Below are 17971 nucleotides of genomic sequence, written 5' to 3'. Positions count from 1 at the left end.
GGTTAAATTTCTTAATTTTCTTTTGAACGAAAGTTCAAAATCCCGCTTTATCCGTGTATGACAAAGCGGGATTTTTAATATATATTCTGAACAATGGTACAAACAAAGAAAAAAGATATCAGGGCACTTACCAAAGACCAGCTTCGTGACTTTTTTCTAAGTCAAGGGGACAAGGCTTTTCGGGGCAATCAAGTATATGAATGGTTGTGGCAGAAGTCTGCCCATTCGTTTGACGCCATGACCAACATTTCTAAACAGACCAGACAACAGTTAGAGGATAATTTTGTCATCAACCATATTAAGGTCGACCAAATGCAGCGCAGTAAGGACGGTACCATAAAGAATGCCGTTCGTTTACATGATGATTTGATAGTAGAATCTGTTTTAATACCCACAAAGACGAGGACCACTGCCTGCGTTTCAAGTCAAGTAGGTTGCAGTTTGGATTGCAAATTTTGTGCTACCGCCCGTTTAAAGCGAATGCGTAATCTAAATCCCGATGAAATTTACGATCAAGTAGTTGCCATTGACAATGAAAGCCGACTGTATTTTGATAGGCCTTTGAGCAATATAGTTTTTATGGGCATGGGCGAACCGTTAATGAACTATAACAATGTTTTAAAGGCCATTGATAAAATAACATCTTCAGAGGGTCTGGGCATGTCTCCCAAACGCATTACCGTTTCTACATCTGGTGTTCCCAAAATGATACGGAAAATGGCCGACGAGGAAGTGAAGTTTAAATTGGCGGTATCACTCCATTCGGCCATCGATAATATCAGGACTTCTATAATGCCTTTTAACGCCAACTTTACATTGACCGATTTGAGGGCGTCACTGGAGTATTGGTATAGCAAGACCAAAAGTAGGATTACGTATGAATATGTGGTTTGGAAGGGCATAAACGACACCCGAAAAGATGTGGACGCATTAGTCGATTTTTGTAAATTCGCTCCATCAAAAGTAAACCTAATAGAGTATAACCCGATTGATGATGGGGCGTTTCAACAAGCATCCAATACAGCAATAGATATGTACGTTGATACACTGGAACGCAACGGCATCGTGGTAACGGTGCGTCGCTCCCGTGGTAAGGATATTGATGCGGCGTGCGGCCAATTGGCGAATAAATCATAATCCATTGGAATTCTTTATTCTAGAAGCAGAATTAACATATTCCCCTTTTATTTTCCTTAATTTTACCCTATCGAGCCAAACAATCGATACATACGCTAGCATTTGAAAATTGTAGCCCAAATAAAGGAGCCCATTAATCAAGAGATGGAACTTTTTGAAACAAAGTTCCAAGACTCTATGTCCTCACAGGTCGCCCTTTTAAACCGTATCACATACTACATCGTTAACCGTAAGGGCAAACAGATGCGGCCCATGTTCGTCTTTTTAACGGCGAAACTTTTGAACAATGGGGAAGTGAATGAACGTACCTATCGCGGGGCATCGGTGATTGAGTTGATCCACACCGCTACCTTGGTACATGATGACGTAGTGGATGAAAGTAACAAGCGGCGTGGTTTTTTCTCCATTAATGCATTATGGAAAAACAAGATTGCCGTTTTGGTCGGGGATTATTTGCTTTCAAAGGGATTGCTCCTCTCTATAGATAATGGGGATTTTGATTTGCTCAGGATAATTTCTGTCGCCGTCCGGGAAATGAGCGAGGGCGAATTGTTGCAGATTGAAAAGGCAAGACGTTTAGATATTACCGAAGAGGTATACTACGACATTATCCGCCAAAAAACGGCTACCCTCATCGCTGCATGCTGTAGTTTAGGGGCATGTTCGGTAAAACCGGATTCTGAAGATGTGGAAACCTTTCGAAAATTCGGGGAACTCATAGGAATGGCCTTTCAAATAAAAGACGATCTTTTTGATTATGGTGAGGCCAAAATCGGCAAACCAACGGGAATCGATATAAAGGAACAGAAGATGACCCTTCCGTTGATATATGTTTTGAATGTATGCTCCAAGAATGAAAAAAAATGGCTCATCAATTCAATTAAAAATTACAATAAGGATAAAAAACGCGTTAAGGAAGTCATCGCATTTGTAAAAGAAAAAGGCGGACTCACCTATGCGGAAAAGAAAATGCAAGCCTTTAAAGATGAGGCATTGTCGCTTTTGGACGCTTATCCCACTTCCGAATACAAAGATTCCCTAAAATTAATGGTCAACTACGTGGTAGATAGGAAAAAGTGATATCTATGTTTTTGAATTTCAGGTAGATATATTTTTTCTCATAAAAAAACACATTATCGGGCAACCTTATTTAAAAAGCAGTCGTCTATAACTATAGAGAACAACCACTGGATTTTGAAAATTATACCTTTTTACAAAAACGAAAAGCAACTGATTAAAAAGTCGGTTGAGGGGAATAGAGAGGCGCAACATTATCTATACGAGAAACATGCCCCGAAAATGTTAGGTGTTTGTAGACAGTATGTAAAAGATGTTCAATTTGCGGAGGATGTAATGATCAACGGTTTTGTAAAGGTCTTTAAGCACTTGGCGAGTTTTAAGCACCAAGGCAGTTTTGAAGGTTGGATCAGGCGGATAATGATTCGGGAAAGCATTACCTACCTCAGAAAAAAACAGTTTGTAGTCTTTGATGACGATGTCTATGAGCGTAGCAATGCCGATAGCATTTCTATTTCTTCTAGTTTGGATGTGGCGCATATACAAAAACTGATTGATGCTTTGCCCGAAGGTTACAAAATGGTTTTTGTGCTATATGCGGTAGAAGGGTATAAACATGCCGAGATTGCTGAAATGTTGAATATCACTGAGAGTACATCAAAATCGCAGCTGTTCAAAGCAAGGCGAATCTTGCAGGAAAAATTAAAGGAACAAAATATTTTAGGCTATGGCACCCATTAAGTTTGAGGAGCATATAAAGGATAAATTACAGGAAAGGGAAATAAAACCCTCGCTATCGGCTTGGGAGCGAATTTCCGAAAAATTGGAAACACCCGTAAAGCAGAAAAGGTCATCTTTTTTCTGGTATGGTATCGCTGCCGGTTTTATTGGCCTTTTACTTGTTTCCATTCTGTTCTTTAAATCTAAAAACCCGTTGAAAATTAAAAATGATAAAGTGATAGTCAATACAGAGCAGAAAGGTGAAAAGCAAGAAGACGATAAAAAAGCACTTCCTGTTTTAGAGGGTAAGAGTGGAGATAAGTACGCTGAAGCACCTAAATCAATAAAGTATGTTGAGAAGGAAACCATCGCTCCCCAATTAGATAGAAGGGAGGAGAATCTGGCAGGGAATGCTCAAAGAGGTATTATTGAGGATAAGGTTCAAAAAGTGTTCGATACTCCGGAAAAAATTATCGAGAAGAAGCTAGTAGAAGTCTTGGCGCAAGCTAATAGTATGGAGCAAAATAACGAAACCTTGACCGATGCCGAAGTAGATTCCCTTCTAAGGCAAGCACAAAAAGAAATCCTTACGAATAAGTTGTTCAGGGATACTAATAAGGTTGACGCCATGGCTTTGCTTTCAGATGTGGAAAGCGAGATAGACCAATCGTTCAGGGACCAAATTTTCGAAAAATTAAAAACAGGTTTCTTTAAAGTAAGAACGGCCGTTGCCGACCGTAACAATTAACCTTAAACATTTATAACAAGTCGAAGTTCTCCATCCAAAAACCAATGGAGCAGGGAGGGGTTTATTCATCAATCATCAAAAATCAAATCATCATGAAAAAAATTACGTTGTACACTACGGTATTGTTTTGCGCTTTGCTAGTGCAGACCGTTTCAAGTCAAGAGAGCAAAAAAGTTAAAAGTAAAATTGAAGTACTTGAAGAATTAAAGACCAAAATTACCGAGCAAGAAAAAAATGCCCTCAAAATTGAGGTAGAAGGCATTAACGAACGCTTGGAAGACGGTCAAATTAGTCCGGATGAAGCAAAAACCTTAAAAGAAACAGCTGCTAAAAAAAGAGCATTGAACATAGAAAACCGTTTGGCCATAGTGAACAATAAAATAGAATTGTTACAACGAAACGGTAATGAGTTGGTTGAATTGGAGTCAGATGATGTGTCCAAAATAGAAATCGATTTCGGAAGCAATGATGGTGAGGAGAAACTTTTTGGCATAAAATGGGTCAACAAAGAACGCAAATATGACATAAAATACGATCGCAGAACATATTCGGATCTTGTGATCGCCGTTGGTCTGAACAACGCCATTATTGAAGGGCAATCTTTAGAAGATACCCCGTATAAGGTAGGTGGCAGTCGATTTTTTGAAATGGGCTGGCAATGGCGCACACGCGTTTTTAAGAACAGTAATTTCATGCGCTTTAATTATGGTTTTTCTTTTCAGTTCAACGGTCTAAAACCCAAAGGCAATCAATATTTTGTTGCAGCCGAAAACGGACAGACCGAACTTCAGGAATTTGAGTTTGATTTGCGAAAATCAAAACTTAGAATGGACAATCTGGTTTTCCCCGTGCATTTTGAGTTTGGACCATCCAAACTACGTAAGACCGAAAATAAGATTAGGTATTCCCTAAAGGACAATTTTAGGATCGGGGTCGGTGGTTATGGTGGATTTAACTTGGGGACACGTCAAAAATTAAAATATGACCGAAATGGCGATAATGTAAAGGACAAGCTAAAGCGTGGTTACAATACCAGCGATTTTGTCTACGGTCTTAGTGCCTATGTTGGGTATGACGGGGTATTGCTTTATGCGAAATATGACCTGAACCCTATTTTTAGGGATGCAGTGGTTGAGCAAAGAAATATTTCCTTGGGACTAAGGTTTGATTTATAAAACGCACACATAATTTTAATGCAGCTCAAATGTATAAAATAAAAGCAGTGTTTGTCCTATTTGTTTGCTTGGCAACGGCTTGCAAACAAAATCCAAACAGTGGCATTGAACCAAATGACGTGGGTGCGGATCTACCAGAGGTATTATTGATAGGAACTTTTCATTACAATAATCCGGGAGCCGATGTTGTCAAAACCAAATCGTTCGATATTCTAAACGATAAGTCCCAAAAGGAACTGGAGTTTATTGCATCTAAGATAAAGGAATTCGGTCCGTCCAAAATTTTTGTTGAATGGGATTATGACGAGCAAGTTGAGTTGGATTCCCTTTATGGGTTATACCAAAACGGAAAATATTTCTCCCAAGATAGCTTAAGCGAATTCTATAAAAAGAACGAGATATTTCAATTGGCTTTCAGAACGGCACATAAAAATGATTTGAACCAAGTCATTGGCATAGATTATGGCGATACCCAGTTTCCATTTGATAGTGTTATGACCGTTATACAAGAAAACAAACAGATAGGGCTTCAATCCAAAATTGAGGATTTTGTGGAAATTTTTACTTTGGGATTTGATAGCAAAATAGAGGCGGGTATCTCATTGGTAGACTTGACCTATTATTTGAACTCCAACTCTATTAGAAACATGAGCAATGAGTTTCATGATGAAATACCGTTACAGGTCGGGAAGAAAGATAACTTTATAGGCCCTTTTTTAACATCTGAATGGTATAAAAGAAACCTGTATATGTGGTCTTTGATCTTAAAAAACGTGAACGAAAAAGATAAGCGTATTATGGTGCTGGTAGGGGCAAGTCATGCGGCAAAACTTGAACAGATTATTGATCAACAAGAAAATTGGAAAATAGTGCAATTAAAATCCCTGCTGGAATAAAGGATGTTCAATTGCTTGTTTCTTTAATGGCCAAATCCATCTCTTTCGTAAACTCGTTTTCATAATACGTTCGCTTGCAGTGTGAACATTCGGCAATCGCTTGTGTTGATATTTTAAAGAGCTTTATCCAAAATAGATGAAACCAATTGCTCGACTTTGATGCGGTAAGCGTGCCTTTTAGGTCACAATACGGGCAGGCAACATTTGGTAGTTTCTTGATTTCTGTTTTCCCGGGTCGTGTGCCAAAGAAGAGTATCATAAATACATCTTTATTTTGATAAAGATAATTAATCGGTAAATCTTTTAAGGCTGTTTTTAGTAAAGACCCACTCGGGGGTTCGGAGCTCGGTATCGATTTGTGAAACACGGTACCAAGGGTTTGATTTGCCATTGTTAGGGTTGTTCAAAATCTGGATTTCTTGGGCGGGCATATAGCTTTGTGCCAAAAGAAATATACTTTCCCCCGTCTTATTGTTCTTGGCCATATCTACCACGATGACTGCATGGCCTGGAAAACCACCCCTTATAAAAACATCACCTATTTGCATCTTGCCGACAACAACGGCATTGAGTTCTTTTTCCAATGATGCAGTGCCCGCATAGCTAAATACCATCTCCAAGTATTTCCAAAAATTGGTATAGGAATCGGAGACTTCGGTTCTTGCTACCCATTTGACCTTGTTTCCGTTTACGGCTATCCGGTTTCCTTTTCGCCAAGTCGCATAATCGGCTTTGAATCCATTGGTAAAATTAAAGTGTATATCCCCATATCTTTCCTGTTCATAGAGATACTCGGCCCTTAAACGCATTACGGCATCGGCGCACTGGTGTAAATCCCTTTTGCCAATCGGTAAATTTACGACCGCCGCATATACATTTTCATTGGGCTTGGTTTGTCCGTTATAATATTTGACCAAATGGCCATCGGGTTTCAACGGCAGGTTTCTCAAGTAGTTTGCGAACGATGTACTGTCCGTTTTTGTCCTTTCAAAACCTTCGGGCACTAAAAATCTTGTAGCTATGGTGTTTTCGTCGACATCAATTTTACTTTGTATAGCATCGGGCGCGGTAGTATTGTCAATAGTGTTTCTGTAGGATGTATTTTGTCCACAGGCGTAAAGTATAAGTAACAAGAAAAAGGAAAAGGCAAATGATTTGTTCATAGGATGAAATTAGAAAAATAGTATCAAAAAGGTATTCGTACCCTGTTAAAAAAGAAGAGCCTTGTTTACGGTCTAGATTACATGGACATGAAACTAGAAGCAAACAAAAGCCCTTCACAAACAACCAACTAAATTGTTTTATAATAGTTCAAATGAAACCGAGACATAGTATTCCTTTTCCGTACCCACATTACCGTAGTACAGTGATTCATATACTTTTTTGTTGTTTGTATCACTTATATAAATGGCCTTGCCGATTTTACGGCCAATTTTTTTGGCGATGGCCTCTGCTTTGGCCTTTGCATTGTCAAAAGCAGCTTTGGCATACTCTGCAACCTGAGCATCGGTCAATACGGCCTCCATATTGGAATCCGATTTGGACACTCCCATTGATTTTGTGGTCAAAAAGGTCTGCATTTCCTCAATGGAATTGGTTTTGAACTCAAAGACAGTCCCTTCTTTTTCATAACCCATCAAAGCATACTGTAACTTATTTTCTTTTAATCTGTCGCTACTGATTCCTGCTTTGGCCAACTTGTCCATGTAGCTGGATTTGATTTCAGATAACGTTACCGTTTGTGCATCATAATAAACGTTATTGAGACTCACGATCATTTTGGCCATGTATTGCGGTGTCACAGTGTACTTGTGCGTACCATTTACCGTAATATTGTTTTGATAATTTTGGGCAGATACTCCCAACGAGAATAGCACTAAGGCGATTCCTAATACAACTTTTTTCATGTTTACTGTTTTTTTGGTTTAAAAAGATAAATTTACAAACCTGCAGCGAATATAAAAGAGGCTACGATCATCCATGCGCCTACGGCAAGCCCTAAAACACCTAATTTACCTTGCTTTGGAGCTATCTTCTCACGTAACTTTTCTGCTTTTGCCTTGGCTTCCTCGTTTTTGGAAAGAAACAATTTGTTGATCATACCAAAACCCAGCATAAACCCTAGTGCTGCCGAAACAACGTTGCCTGCCAACAAGGTAATCCACCAGATGGGGGCGGAAGTCAACCAACCCAAGTTTAAAATGGCCGTAATAATGCCCCAAACGCCCCAAAAGCAAAATACAAGACCTATCCAGCCCTGGTAAGGTTCTACTTTGGCCAAAAGTTCTTTGGCATTTGGTTTTTTAGCAAGTATCAATGATGGTACCGCAATAAGACTTAACAATATCAATGAAATTCCCCAGATCATAATTTTCGTTTTTTAAGGTTAGTAATCGGGTTTAAAATTCTATGGTACAAAGATGTCATAATAGGCCACTTGAATTTACCCTTGCTGTAGTGAAAGTGAACTCCCTGAAAATGGGGATAAGCTTTTCTAAAGGATTGAATTGGCTTATATTTACTTTCACTTTAATATATAGACCCATTATCCTTTGATTTCAAAAACTACCATAGATCAAGTTTACGAGACCGCCCGTTTAGAGGAGGTCATCGGGGATTTTGTACAGTTGAAGAAGTCGGGATCCAATTTTAAGGGGCTAAGCCCATTCAGCGATGAGCGCACACCTAGTTTTATGGTGTCACCGGTAAAGCAGATATGGAAAGATTTCAGTAGCGGCAAAGGAGGGAATGTCATCGCTTTTTTAATGGAGCATGAGCATTTTACATATCCCGAAGCCATAAAATATTTGGCCAAAAAATACAATATCGAGATTGAGGAGACCGAGCGGTCAAATGAGGAAAAAGAGCAGGCAAACGAGCGGGAAAGTATGTATTTGGTTTCTGAATTCGCGCAGCAACATTTTTCGGAGATACTGTGGAAAAACGAGCTTGGAAAGGCTATTGGCCTTAGTTATTTCAAAGAACGTGGCTTTACCGACGAAACTATAAAGAAATTCGGATTAGGATACTGTTTGGATCAATGGGACGGTTTTACAAGTGCTGCATTGGATAAGGGATATCTTCTTAAATATTTGGAACAAACCGGCTTGACCATTGTTAAGGAAGATGCGACCAATCCGAATAATTCACGAAAATTCGATAGGTTCAAGGGCAGGGTCATGTTCCCCATACATTCCATGAGCGGTCGTGTGCTTGGTTTTGGAGGTAGGATATTGACAAACGATAAAAAAGCGGCGAAGTATCTAAATTCCCCGGAAAGCGATATTTATCATAAGAGTAAAGTCCTGTACGGTATTTTCTACGCAAAACAGTCTATTGCGAAAGAGGATAATTGTTTTTTGGTAGAGGGATATACCGATGTCATTCAGTTCTATCAAAGAGGCGTCCAAAATGTAGTGTCCTCCAGTGGTACCGCATTGACTCCGGAACAGATAAGGCTCATCAATAGGTTGACAAAGAACATTACTGTTTTATTCGACGGCGATGCTGCCGGACTTCGAGCATCTTTGCGTGGTATAGATTTGATTTTGGAGCAAGGAATGAACGTTAAGGTATGCAGCTTTCCCGAAGGTGAAGACCCGGATAGCTTTGCCAAGAACAACGATTATGAAGATGTAGTGCTATATCTACAAGAGCACGCAAAAGACTTTATACAATTCAAAGCCAATCTTCTGGCCCAAGAGGCCGCCAATGATCCCATTAAGCGTGCCGATACGGTAAGGGACATCGTAAATAGTATTTCCAAAATACCGGATGCCATCAAAAGGGAAATTTATATTCAGGAATGTGCCCAAATTATGAACGTTTCGGAGGGGGTACTCTTTAGTACCCTGGCACAAATTGGAAAAAAAGAGGTAGCCGATGCCGCAAAAAGGGCAAAACAGGAACAAAAAGCTTTTGATGTTGTCAAAAATGATGTAGTACATGAAAAAGTGGATGTTCAATATGTTTTAGAACGAAAAATAATTGAAATTCTACTGTTGTACGGTATGGAACAACAACAGTTTGAGGATTTGGTACTTAAGGAAAATGATAACGGGGATTTGGTGTTAGAACCCGAATCTATTAAGGCCAAGGTTTTTGAAAAAATATATTTAGACCTCCAGGAAGATGAAATAGAATTGGCCAATGAAAAATTTAGGGATATTTATTACAAATTGATAGAACGGCTGAACGGGGCGGACACCGATACATTTTCCATAAATTCCTTTATGACGGATTTAGATCAGGAAACCGTCACAGAGGTTTCATCTATCTTAATGGAGGATGAGAAGTATGTGCTGCACAATTGGGAGAGCAAGGATATTTATCCAAAAGAAAAAGGTAGCAACGTAGCGCAACTGGTCGGGGAGACTATACTCACATTACGGTGTTTTTTGATCAAGAGACGTATCGAGAACCTACAAAAAAATACTGAAGAAAAAAGTGACGACAACTCCGAAACCTTGGAAGAAATAATGAATTATCTGCAGTTGAACGCTTTGTTGAACAAAAAATTGAACAGAGTGCTTTCCTAAAACAAGAAACTCCGCTAGGTGCGGAGCTTCTTAGTTGGTTATTATAGTTGAATTAATACAATTCCAATGCTTTTGCCTGTTGCAACAGGTCTACCAAATTATCAACATTCAATTTTTTCATCAAGCGGGCTTTGTAGGTGCTAACGGTCTTCTCGTTAAGATTAAGGCCTGCGGCAACATCTTTGTTGCGCTTACCGCTCGCCAATAGCTTAAGTACCTCTACTTCTCTACTGGACAATTTTCTAAAGAAACGTCTTGGTTTTTGAGTCCCCTCGTCAAAGGCTAAGCGTTGTGCCAGCTCATTGGTAATGAACATATTGCCTTCGGCCACTTTTCGTATACCGGATATGATATAGTCCAAATCAGCGGTTTTTGAAAGATACCCAAATGCACCGGCGCGAATTGTGCTCAATGCGTAAACGTCTTCGGATTGACCGCTGTACATCAATACCTTGACATCGGGATATTCTTGTTTGATCTTTCTTAGAGTAGCTATACCGTTTATTTCGGGAATATCCATCTCAAGCATTACAACATCCGGAGTGATCTTTTCTAGCTTTTTGAGCAATTCTTCTGTTGTAGAAGCAGTATCTATTACTTCACAATCCTTTGCCGATTCAATAACTTGCTTAATTCCGAGACGAACAACCGGGTGATTGTCCGCAATTAAAACTTTGATCATTTTGAGTTATGTTTCTTGATAATTTTAGAGTGGTGCATATATAAATACTGACATGCAATGTAAGGTTAAATTATCTAATTCGTTAGACAAAATTCGATTTTTTTGCGGTATCGACCATATTTTATGATATATATTCGATTTAAAGACCTTATTAATAGTTAAGATGTTATTTTAACGTTTTTGGAATTTCGCAAACGGGAATAGGTATCATTTTATGCCGATTAGCGGTATTAAATTTTCGATAGATCGTAAATACCTCTTTTTGTCTTCCGTCAAAATCTGCTTCGGTACGTCCTTCGTCCTGCATTTGCATGGCCCATTCCAATTCTGGGTAAGAGGCGCCTATTTGGTCTTCATCGGTCCTGTCGTCTCCCCAAAGGCCATCTGTTGGAGCGGCTTTGATGATTTCATCGTTAACGCCTAAAAATTTACCTATTTCGTATACTTCGCTTTTTAATAAATCTGCAATAGGGCTCAAATCTACACCGCCGTCACCATATTTGGTATAAAACCCGACACCAAAATCCTCTACCTTGTTTCCTGTTCCCGCGACCAAGTAGCCTTTTAGTGCGGCAAAATAGTACAAGGTGGTCATACGCAGCCTGGCTCGTGTATTAGCTAAGGACATAAAGCGTTCCTCCTCTTTTTCAACAGGGGGTAATGCCGCAACAAAACTGTCAAATACGGGCGTTAGGTTTACCGGTTGCCTGCTCACATTGGGAAAGTTCTCCTGTAACCAATCTATGTGGCGGTCGGCCCTGGTAACTTGGTTTTTTGCTTGGTGAATGGGCATTTCAAGGCATAAAAGCGATAATCCCGTTTTGGCGCATAGGGTAGATGTCACGGCAGAATCTATTCCACCCGATATTCCTATGGTAAAACCTTTGATATTGGCCTTAACGGCATAGTCACTAAGCCAGTCTACTATATACTGGGTTACTTTTTCTGTATGCATACGAGGTCTACTTCTGGAAAACAATTAACTTTGTTTCAGTAAAAATAAAGCGTAGAAGTTTAAAACAAAAACGTTGAACAAATAAGTTTAGATGGCAAGGCCAATTTTTGTTGTATTATCGATTTTAGTATTGTTTTTTTCATGTTCTGACACGGATAAAGTCTTGAACAAGGTGAAAGAAATTAATTTGGACCTGAACGTAAAACGTTTTGATAAGGAATTTGCCAATGCCGGGCCTTTGGATATTCCTGTTCTTAAAAAAGCATATCCTTATCTTTTCCCTGCCCAATATTCCGATAGTATTTGGGTAGCCAAACTTAAGGATACCATCCAGATTGAGCTTTCAGAGGCTGCACTGAACGCATTTAACGATTTTGATGATGAAATAGAAGATTTGGAACTGTTTTTTAAACACATAAAGTATTTCTTTCCCAAATATTCTGTTCCCAAAGTGGTAACGCTGGCTTCGGACGTAGATTATAATCAAAAAATAATACTCACCGATTCCTTGCTCCTTATAAACTTGGATAATTATTTAGGGGCCGACCATAAATTTTACCAAGGTATCCAAAGGTATATCGCCAAACGAATGGACAAAAAATATTTGGTAAGCGATGTTGCCGATGCGTTTGCGGAAAAAGTGGTGCTACGTTCCCGTGAACGCTCATTTGTTTCCCAAATGATATACTATGGTAAAAAATTATACCTTAAGGATAAGTTGATGCCTTTGGCTACCGATGACCAAAAAATAGGCTATACAGAGGACGAAATACGTTGGGCGCAAGAGAACGAAGAGCCCATATGGCGTAATTTTATTGAACAGGAACATTTGTACAATACGGATAATAAGTTGGCACTTCGCTTTTTGGAAGAAGCCCCCTTTTCCAAGTTCGGGTTGGAACTGGACAACGAATCGCCCGGTAGATTGGGACAATACATAGGGTGGCAGATAGTTCGTTCCTTCATGGAAAAAAACTCGATTTCCCTAGATCAACTGTTGAATTTGTCCGCTGAAGAAATTTTCAAGAAAAGTAACTATAAACCAAAAAAATAAATGGCAAAGCTCCACGAATCGGAAATAACATTAAAAGTCGGGTTGGATGACAATCGTGTTCCAGAAACACTGCATTGGTCCGCACAAGATGGTGGTATAGACCATGAAGAGGCAAAAGCCATGTTGTTGTCGGTTTGGGACAGCAAAAACAAAGAATCGCTCAAAATAGACCTATGGACCAAGGACATGCCCGTTGACGAGATGAAAATATTTTTTCATCAAACACTGGTTTCCTTGTCCGACACGTTCATGAAAGCAACGCAAGATGAAAAAATGACGGCTACCATGAAGGATTTTTGCGAGTACTTCGCCGATAAGCTCAATCTAAAGGAATAATCTACCGTGTTTTGGAAAGTAGGATTTTATCCAGGTTGCCCTTAGACAAAGGTTTTTCAAAATAACCGGCAACATGGGGATTTTCCTGTGTTTTATTTCTATCTTGGGAGTTGGTAAACGATGATATGATGAATATTTCTATTTTATCGGTATCATATTCCAATGCCTTGAATTTTTCCAGAAATTCCCATCCATCCATTTTGGGCATGTTCAAATCCAACAAAAGAATATCCGGAATATCGCTATTGTTGGTAAAAGCGGCGTTTAATGCGTTGAATGCGGCTTCGCCATCATCAAAACAAGATACCGTGCATGGGATTTGGGATTGCTCCATAACAATTCGCGTTGCAAATTGCGACACCAGATTATCGTCTATAATGTAGATTATCGGTTTCATGCGATTTGGCAAATGTAGAGATTAAAATCATAGTAAAGGAACGGTATTTTATTGTTTTTTGAAAAGATCTATGGTGTAATCCAATAATTCGCTACCTCCATGTTTTTCATGGCCCGGAATAACAAATTTTAGGTCTGGATAAGCTTCTTTGACTTTTGATATTGTTTTGCTCCATGTATGGGTATTGGCATCACCCAAATATCCTTTTGTGGCACCGATCGATTTTACCATACAACCTGCAAACAATAGATTTTCGTCAGGAATATAGCTTACAATATTATCTTTTGTGTGTGCCTCGCCAAAAAACTTGTTCATGATTTTTGAAGAGCCTATTTCGATTTCCATACTATTTTCAAAAGCTATCTCGGGTATTGGCCAACCTTGTTCTTTGGCGAGTGTTATGGTTTTGGCGCTGGCAAATGAGGGAATACCTTGTTTGCTGAAGGTGTTGAGGCCTCCCAGACAATCTTCATGAAAATGATTGATGACAACGGCAGAAACGGTGCATTTTAAATCATTTTGTATCCAATCCAGTAATTCTGCTGTGGCAGTTTCATTTGTTGGGGTGTCAAAAATGGCCACCTCGCCATCGTTTATGAACAATAGCCCATTGCAGGCTACTCTGCCAAAATCATCGGTATTCAAATAAGAAATATGGATAAAACTATTTGGGGAAGCGGGTAATATTTGTAGTGTATCCGAGCTGTAAGTTATTTGTTTTTGTGTTGACTTACATTGTATCTGAAACAGGATGAAAACGATATATATAAATAGTTGGTTCTTCTTCATTTTATCGATTGTTCATTCAATAAATATATAACTTTACTCAATAATCGGGATTTAAAGTACTCTCGCACTAGCGTTGAAATGCAGATTTAACCTTTTTCGCTTGCTTTTGGATCATACGATATCATCAAAAGAATAACACCATGCAAAAACTTGTTTTTATTTACAATGCAAATTCTGGTTTACAAAATACTATTGTAGACAGCGCCCATAAAATATTTAGCCCCAAAACATATGAATGCAGCCTTTGTGATATTACCTATGGGGTCTTTACCGAAAACCTTGTTTGGAAAAAATTTCGGAAAAACACTGATTTGAAAATGGAATTCTTACATAAAGATGAATTTGCAAAATCCCATAAATCCAAGTTTGGGTATAAATATACCTTTCCCATTGTCTTGACAGAAACAAAAACCGACTTGGAAGTTTTTATAAAAACCGATGAGTTGAATGCTTTAAAAAATGCTGAGGAGCTTATCGCACTGATTGGTGAGAGGCTAGAATTATTTCGGCGCGTCACGTAAAATCCCCTTGGTTCTCCTTTTTAAAATCAGTATTTATGATATCTATGAAAGAAAGCAGTTCCTCACGCCCAAACGAATTGTTGCTCGATGTTACAAAATGCCGTGGTGTTTCTTCCCAGGCGTCTTCCAATAGCTTTTGAAGGTAAGCCCCAACATTCTTCTCGATAGCCTTTGGTTTTAGCTTGTCGGCCTTGGTGAAAACTATACAAAAAGGAATGCCGTTTTCTCCCATCCATTCCATAAACTCCATGTCTATTTTCTGGGGTTCGTGTCTAATATCTACCAGTACAAAAGAGCAAACCAGTTGTTCGCGCTGTTCAAAATAATTGGTAATGTATTTTTGAAAAGTTTTTTTGTCTTTTTTGGATACCCGTGCATAGCCATATCCTGGTAAATCTACCAAAAACCAATTATTGTTCACTTTAAAATGGTTTATCAACTGGGTTTTTCCGGGACGCCCTGATGTTTTTGCCAAGTTTTTGCGCTCCATGAGCATATTGATCAGGGAAGATTTCCCTACGTTGGATCGGCCAATAAAGGCGTATTCAGGCAATGGTTCTTTTGGACATTTGGATACGTCCGAATTACTGATTACAAAGTCGGCAGACTTTATTTTCATCTGTAAGATTTTAGAAATTCCGCTTTTCTAGCCAAGTATCCAAAATAGCGTTGAATTCGTCGGGATGCTCCATCATGGGGGCGTGACCACATTTTTTTATCCAGAACAAATCTGAATCGGGCAATAGCTCATGAAACTCGGTAGCCACTTTTGGCGGGGTAACATTATCATCTTCGCCCCATATTATACAAGTGGGCGTTTTCATTTTCGGAAGGTCTTTTGACATGTTATGCCTAATGGCACTTTTGGCTATTGCTAGTGTTTTTACCAATTTCATACGGTCATTTACCGTTGCAAACACTTCATCAACGATTTCCTTGGTGGCCACGGCCGGATCATAAAAAACATCTTGGGCTTTCTTTTTTATGAATTCATAATCGCCCCTTCTGGGGAAACCGTCGCCCATGGCACTTTCGTAAAGCCCAGAACTACCGGTAATTACAAGGGCTTTTACCATTTCTGGGTACAGTTTGGTGTGTAAAAGCCCAATATGGCCGCCTAACGAATTGCCCAAAAGAATAACATCTTTCAATCCCTTGAACTCTATGAAGCGTTCCAAGAATTTTGCAAAGCTCTTTACGTTTGTCCTGAGCATGGGCATATCGTAAATGGGAAGTTCGGGAATCAAGACTTTATAGCCTTTTTCGGGAAAATGGTGCGCTACACCTTGAAAATTACTCAATCCGCCCATAAGCCCGTGCAAAATAATGATAGGTGTGCCTTCCCCTATCTCAATATACTTGTACTTACCGTCGGTAATAATCTTTTCTTCCATTCAGGATTCTTCTGCTCAACAATCGCAAATATAGACATTTCCAAATAATACCAGTATGCTCAAAAACAATTGTGAGCTGTATTCTTCATGTTTTTCAAAAATGCAGAACACCTAACCATACCAGGCAAATATCATCGGATTTATGTCACAAATGTCAAAATTTATTAACAAAGTGGTAATTTGTGGTAAAATGTGGTAATAAAATTTGTAGTTTTGAGTTATTAAGTAATAGAATCAACGATTTTAAGTGGTCAATTTCATTGGAGCATATGATTGTAAAGCTGATGCCAAAGGTAGGGTAATGATGCCTGTTGCCCTAAAAAATCAGATGTCTCCTATTATAAATGAAGGTTTTGTCATCAAAAGATCGGTGTTCAGGAATTGCTTGGAATTGTATCCTATGAGCGAGTACAATTTGCTTATGGAAAAGATGAACAAGAAGAACAAGTTCAAACAAAAGAACAATGATTTTATACGAAGATTCTCTGCTGGGGTAAAGATTGTTGAGATTGATGGGGCAGGTAGATTGCTCATTCCCAAAAATTTGGTGGAAGTCGCCAATATAAAAAAGGAAGTGGTATTGAGTTCTGCAATAAATATTGTAGAGATCTGGGACAAGGAGAGTTATGAAAAGGTGCTAGAGGAGACAACCGAGGATTTTGCGGCTTTGGCCGAAGAGGTAATGGGAGATGACGGGGACGATGATGTATCATAATCCTGTTTTGTTGAGCGAGTCCGTTGACGGGCTAAATATTAAAGAAAGCGGAGTGTATGTGGATGTCACTTTTGGTGGTGGCGGACATTCCACGGAAATATTGAAACGCTTGGGGAGCGATGGTAAACTTTTCGCTTTTGACCACGATGAGGATGCACTTGAAAACACATTGGATGATGATCGTTTTACGCTCATCAATGAGAATTTCAGGTATATCGCACAATATTTAAAGTTCTATGGCATAAGAAAGGTTGATGGTATTCTTGCGGATTTTGGGGTATCCTCGCATCAATTCGATAAAGCGGAACGTGGCTTTTCAACTCGTTTTGATGCAGATTTGGATATGCGTATGAGCAAGCGCAATACAATTTCGGCTTATGATGTCATCAATGATTATGAATTTGATGATTTGCGAAGGGTTTTCTTTCAATATGGTGATTTAAGAAATGCCAATGCGATTGCAAAGAAGGTATTGGAGGATCGAGAAAAATCACCCATAAAAACAACCGAAAGGTTAAAAGGGGTTTTGGCTCGGTTTTTACCAAAGCACAGGGAGCACAAAATCTTGGCGCAGATATATCAAGCCATACGTATTGAGGTAAATCAAGAAATTCAGGTCATAAAGGAATTCTTGGAGCAAACCCATAGTTTGCTGGATAAGGGAGGGCGGTTAAGTGTTATAAGTTATCATTCCTTGGAAGATAGGCTGGTAAAACGATTTATACGGGCAGGGCAATTTGAAGGAGAGCCCGAAAAGGATTTTTATGGAAATATTGATGTCCCATTTAAAAAGGTAGGGCAAATGATAGTCCCGTCGAGACAAGAAATACAAAACAATAATAGAGCCCGGAGTGCCAAATTAAGGATAGCGGAAAAGTTGTAAACCCATATTGCGAT

22 protein-coding genes are annotated in these 17971 nt (G+C 39.1%); 12 read left to right on the top strand and 10 right to left on the bottom strand.

Features of this window, described 5'->3' with window-relative positions; all coding sequences use genetic code 11:
- The first annotated feature begins 93 nt into the window (after positions 1 to 93).
- The 6 genes from rlmN (at position 94) to HYG79_RS03335 (ending at position 5693) form a co-directional block, all read left to right on the top strand.
- Positions 94 to 1137 carry a 23S rRNA (adenine(2503)-C(2))-methyltransferase RlmN gene (gene rlmN / locus HYG79_RS03360; RefSeq protein ID WP_179240756.1) on the top strand — a complete coding sequence of 348 codons (1044 nt, stop codon included), beginning with the start codon at positions 94 to 96 and terminating at the stop codon, positions 1135 to 1137.
- 102 nt (positions 1138 to 1239) lie between these two features.
- Positions 1240 to 2217 carry a polyprenyl synthetase family protein gene (locus HYG79_RS03355; RefSeq protein WP_179240755.1) on the top strand — a complete coding sequence of 326 codons (978 nt, stop codon included), beginning with the start codon at positions 1240 to 1242 and terminating at the stop codon, positions 2215 to 2217.
- A 114-nt stretch (positions 2218 to 2331) separates the two neighbouring features.
- Positions 2332 to 2895, top strand: a complete 564-nt coding sequence (locus tag HYG79_RS03350; RefSeq protein WP_179240754.1) for an RNA polymerase sigma factor — start codon at positions 2332 to 2334, stop codon at positions 2893 to 2895.
- Positions 2882 to 3622 carry a hypothetical protein gene (locus HYG79_RS03345; protein WP_179240753.1) on the top strand — a complete coding sequence of 247 codons (741 nt, stop codon included), beginning with the start codon at positions 2882 to 2884 and terminating at the stop codon, positions 3620 to 3622. Before HYG79_RS03350 ends, HYG79_RS03345 begins: the two co-directional genes overlap by 14 nt.
- A 92-nt stretch (positions 3623 to 3714) precedes the next feature.
- Positions 3715 to 4797, top strand: a complete 1083-nt coding sequence (locus HYG79_RS03340; RefSeq protein WP_179240752.1) for a porin family protein — start codon at positions 3715 to 3717, stop codon at positions 4795 to 4797.
- 29 nt (positions 4798 to 4826) lie between these two features.
- Positions 4827 to 5693 (top strand): DUF5694 domain-containing protein, encoded by an 867-nt coding sequence (locus tag HYG79_RS03335; RefSeq protein ID WP_179240751.1) that lies wholly within the window; start codon positions 4827 to 4829, stop codon positions 5691 to 5693.
- Between the two features lie 7 nt (positions 5694 to 5700).
- Here the strand turns inward: HYG79_RS03335 and HYG79_RS03330 are convergent, their stop codons facing one another.
- The 4 genes from HYG79_RS03330 to HYG79_RS03315 form a co-directional block, all read right to left on the bottom strand.
- Positions 5701 to 5952 carry a zinc-ribbon domain-containing protein gene (locus HYG79_RS03330; RefSeq protein ID WP_179240750.1) on the bottom strand — a complete coding sequence of 84 codons (252 nt, stop codon included), beginning with the start codon at positions 5950 to 5952 and terminating at the stop codon, positions 5701 to 5703.
- A gap of 28 nt (positions 5953 to 5980) precedes the next feature.
- Entirely contained in the window at positions 5981 to 6856 is an 876-nt protein-coding gene (locus HYG79_RS03325; RefSeq protein ID WP_179240749.1) for a DUF4846 domain-containing protein, read from the bottom strand.
- A 138-nt stretch (positions 6857 to 6994) separates the two neighbouring features.
- Positions 6995 to 7600 (bottom strand): SIMPL domain-containing protein, encoded by a 606-nt coding sequence (locus tag HYG79_RS03320; RefSeq protein WP_179240748.1) that lies wholly within the window; start codon positions 7598 to 7600, stop codon positions 6995 to 6997.
- A gap of 32 nt (positions 7601 to 7632) precedes the next feature.
- Positions 7633 to 8061 carry a hypothetical protein gene (locus HYG79_RS03315; RefSeq protein WP_179240747.1) on the bottom strand — a complete coding sequence of 143 codons (429 nt, stop codon included), beginning with the start codon at positions 8059 to 8061 and terminating at the stop codon, positions 7633 to 7635.
- 184 nt (positions 8062 to 8245) lie between these two features.
- Here HYG79_RS03315 and dnaG point away from each other — a divergent pair, with 184 nt between their 5' ends.
- A complete protein-coding gene (gene dnaG, locus HYG79_RS03310) occupies positions 8246 to 10231 on the top strand; it encodes a DNA primase (protein ID WP_179240746.1) in 1986 nt (661 codons plus the stop codon).
- A 52-nt stretch (positions 10232 to 10283) separates the two neighbouring features.
- Here dnaG and HYG79_RS03305 read toward each other — a convergent pair whose 3' ends face one another.
- Complete coding sequence (locus HYG79_RS03305) at positions 10284 to 10913, bottom strand: response regulator (RefSeq protein WP_179240745.1); 630 nt, start codon at positions 10911 to 10913, stop codon at positions 10284 to 10286.
- A gap of 166 nt (positions 10914 to 11079) precedes the next feature.
- Complete coding sequence (gene nadE, locus HYG79_RS03300; protein WP_179240744.1) at positions 11080 to 11868, bottom strand: NAD(+) synthase; 789 nt, start codon at positions 11866 to 11868, stop codon at positions 11080 to 11082.
- A 91-nt stretch (positions 11869 to 11959) separates the two neighbouring features.
- Here nadE and gldB point away from each other — a divergent pair, with 91 nt between their 5' ends.
- Together gldB and gldC are read left to right on the top strand one after the other, a co-directional pair.
- Positions 11960 to 12922, top strand: a complete 963-nt coding sequence (gene gldB / locus HYG79_RS03295) for a gliding motility lipoprotein GldB (protein ID WP_179240743.1) — start codon at positions 11960 to 11962, stop codon at positions 12920 to 12922.
- On the top strand, positions 12923 to 13258 hold the full coding sequence (gene gldC, locus HYG79_RS03290; protein ID WP_179240742.1) for a gliding motility protein GldC: 336 nt from the start codon (positions 12923 to 12925) through the stop codon (positions 13256 to 13258).
- 1 nt (position 13259) lies between these two features.
- Here the strand turns inward: gldC and HYG79_RS03285 are convergent, their stop codons facing one another.
- Positions 13260 to 13655: a response regulator gene (locus tag HYG79_RS03285; protein WP_179240741.1), complete on the bottom strand. Its 396-nt coding sequence runs from the start codon at positions 13653 to 13655 to the stop codon at positions 13260 to 13262.
- 48 nt (positions 13656 to 13703) lie between these two features.
- Positions 13704 to 14444, bottom strand: coding sequence for a subclass B1 metallo-beta-lactamase (gene bla / locus HYG79_RS03280; protein ID WP_179240740.1), 741 nt, complete (start codon positions 14442 to 14444; stop codon positions 13704 to 13706).
- 140 nt (positions 14445 to 14584) lie between these two features.
- Between bla and HYG79_RS03275 the strand changes: the two genes are divergently transcribed.
- Positions 14585 to 14965, top strand: coding sequence for a GTPase (locus HYG79_RS03275; protein ID WP_179240739.1), 381 nt, complete (start codon positions 14585 to 14587; stop codon positions 14963 to 14965).
- On the opposite strand, the gene yihA is transcribed toward HYG79_RS03275, so the two are convergent.
- Together yihA and HYG79_RS03265 are read right to left on the bottom strand one after the other, a co-directional pair.
- Positions 14958 to 15584 carry a ribosome biogenesis GTP-binding protein YihA/YsxC gene (gene yihA, locus HYG79_RS03270; protein ID WP_179240738.1) on the bottom strand — a complete coding sequence of 209 codons (627 nt, stop codon included), beginning with the start codon at positions 15582 to 15584 and terminating at the stop codon, positions 14958 to 14960. The two genes, HYG79_RS03275 and yihA, sit on opposite strands and share 8 nt — an antisense overlap.
- Before the next feature lie 10 nt (positions 15585 to 15594).
- On the bottom strand, positions 15595 to 16359 hold the full coding sequence (locus HYG79_RS03265) for an alpha/beta fold hydrolase (protein WP_179240737.1): 765 nt from the start codon (positions 16357 to 16359) through the stop codon (positions 15595 to 15597).
- A 247-nt stretch (positions 16360 to 16606) separates the two neighbouring features.
- Between HYG79_RS03265 and mraZ the strand changes: the two genes are divergently transcribed.
- Positions 16607 to 17074, top strand: coding sequence for a division/cell wall cluster transcriptional repressor MraZ (mraZ, locus tag HYG79_RS03260; protein ID WP_179240736.1), 468 nt, complete (start codon positions 16607 to 16609; stop codon positions 17072 to 17074).
- Positions 17061 to 17957 carry a 16S rRNA (cytosine(1402)-N(4))-methyltransferase RsmH gene (gene rsmH, locus HYG79_RS03255; RefSeq protein ID WP_179240735.1) on the top strand — a complete coding sequence of 299 codons (897 nt, stop codon included), beginning with the start codon at positions 17061 to 17063 and terminating at the stop codon, positions 17955 to 17957. The genes mraZ and rsmH overlap by 14 nt, the downstream gene beginning before the upstream one ends.
- Positions 17958 to 17971: the final 14 nt, after the last annotated feature.

This window comes from Costertonia aggregata, assembly GCF_013402795.1.
Classification (GTDB): Bacteria; Bacteroidota; Bacteroidia; order Flavobacteriales; family Flavobacteriaceae; genus Costertonia; species Costertonia aggregata.
This window is presented reverse-complemented; position numbering and strand designations above follow the sequence as displayed.

Coding starts and splice junctions, on each gene's coding strand:
- rlmN (WP_179240756.1), top strand. CDS start 94: ATGGTACAAACAAAGAAAAAAGATATCAGGGCACTTACCAAAGACCAG.
- HYG79_RS03345 (WP_179240753.1), top strand. CDS start 2,882: ATGGCACCCATTAAGTTTGAGGAGCATATAAAGGATAAATTACAGGAA.
- HYG79_RS03340 (WP_179240752.1), top strand. CDS start 3,715: ATGAAAAAAATTACGTTGTACACTACGGTATTGTTTTGCGCTTTGCTA.
- HYG79_RS03335 (WP_179240751.1), top strand. CDS start 4,827: ATGTATAAAATAAAAGCAGTGTTTGTCCTATTTGTTTGCTTGGCAACG.
- HYG79_RS03330 (WP_179240750.1), bottom strand. CDS start 5,952: ATGATACTCTTCTTTGGCACACGACCCGGGAAAACAGAAATCAAGAAA.
- HYG79_RS03325 (WP_179240749.1), bottom strand. CDS start 6,856: ATGAACAAATCATTTGCCTTTTCCTTTTTCTTGTTACTTATACTTTAC.
- HYG79_RS03320 (WP_179240748.1), bottom strand. CDS start 7,600: ATGAAAAAAGTTGTATTAGGAATCGCCTTAGTGCTATTCTCGTTGGGA.
- HYG79_RS03315 (WP_179240747.1), bottom strand. CDS start 8,061: ATGATCTGGGGAATTTCATTGATATTGTTAAGTCTTATTGCGGTACCA.
- HYG79_RS03305 (WP_179240745.1), bottom strand. CDS start 10,913: ATGATCAAAGTTTTAATTGCGGACAATCACCCGGTTGTTCGTCTCGGA.
- nadE (WP_179240744.1), bottom strand. CDS start 11,868: ATGCATACAGAAAAAGTAACCCAGTATATAGTAGACTGGCTTAGTGAC.
- gldB (WP_179240743.1), top strand. CDS start 11,960: ATGGCAAGGCCAATTTTTGTTGTATTATCGATTTTAGTATTGTTTTTT.
- gldC (WP_179240742.1), top strand. CDS start 12,923: ATGGCAAAGCTCCACGAATCGGAAATAACATTAAAAGTCGGGTTGGAT.
- HYG79_RS03285 (WP_179240741.1), bottom strand. CDS start 13,655: ATGAAACCGATAATCTACATTATAGACGATAATCTGGTGTCGCAATTT.
- bla (WP_179240740.1), bottom strand. CDS start 14,444: ATGAAGAAGAACCAACTATTTATATATATCGTTTTCATCCTGTTTCAG.
- HYG79_RS03275 (WP_179240739.1), top strand. CDS start 14,585: ATGCAAAAACTTGTTTTTATTTACAATGCAAATTCTGGTTTACAAAAT.
- yihA (WP_179240738.1), bottom strand. CDS start 15,584: ATGAAAATAAAGTCTGCCGACTTTGTAATCAGTAATTCGGACGTATCC.
- HYG79_RS03265 (WP_179240737.1), bottom strand. CDS start 16,359: ATGGAAGAAAAGATTATTACCGACGGTAAGTACAAGTATATTGAGATA.
- rsmH (WP_179240735.1), top strand. CDS start 17,061: ATGATGTATCATAATCCTGTTTTGTTGAGCGAGTCCGTTGACGGGCTA.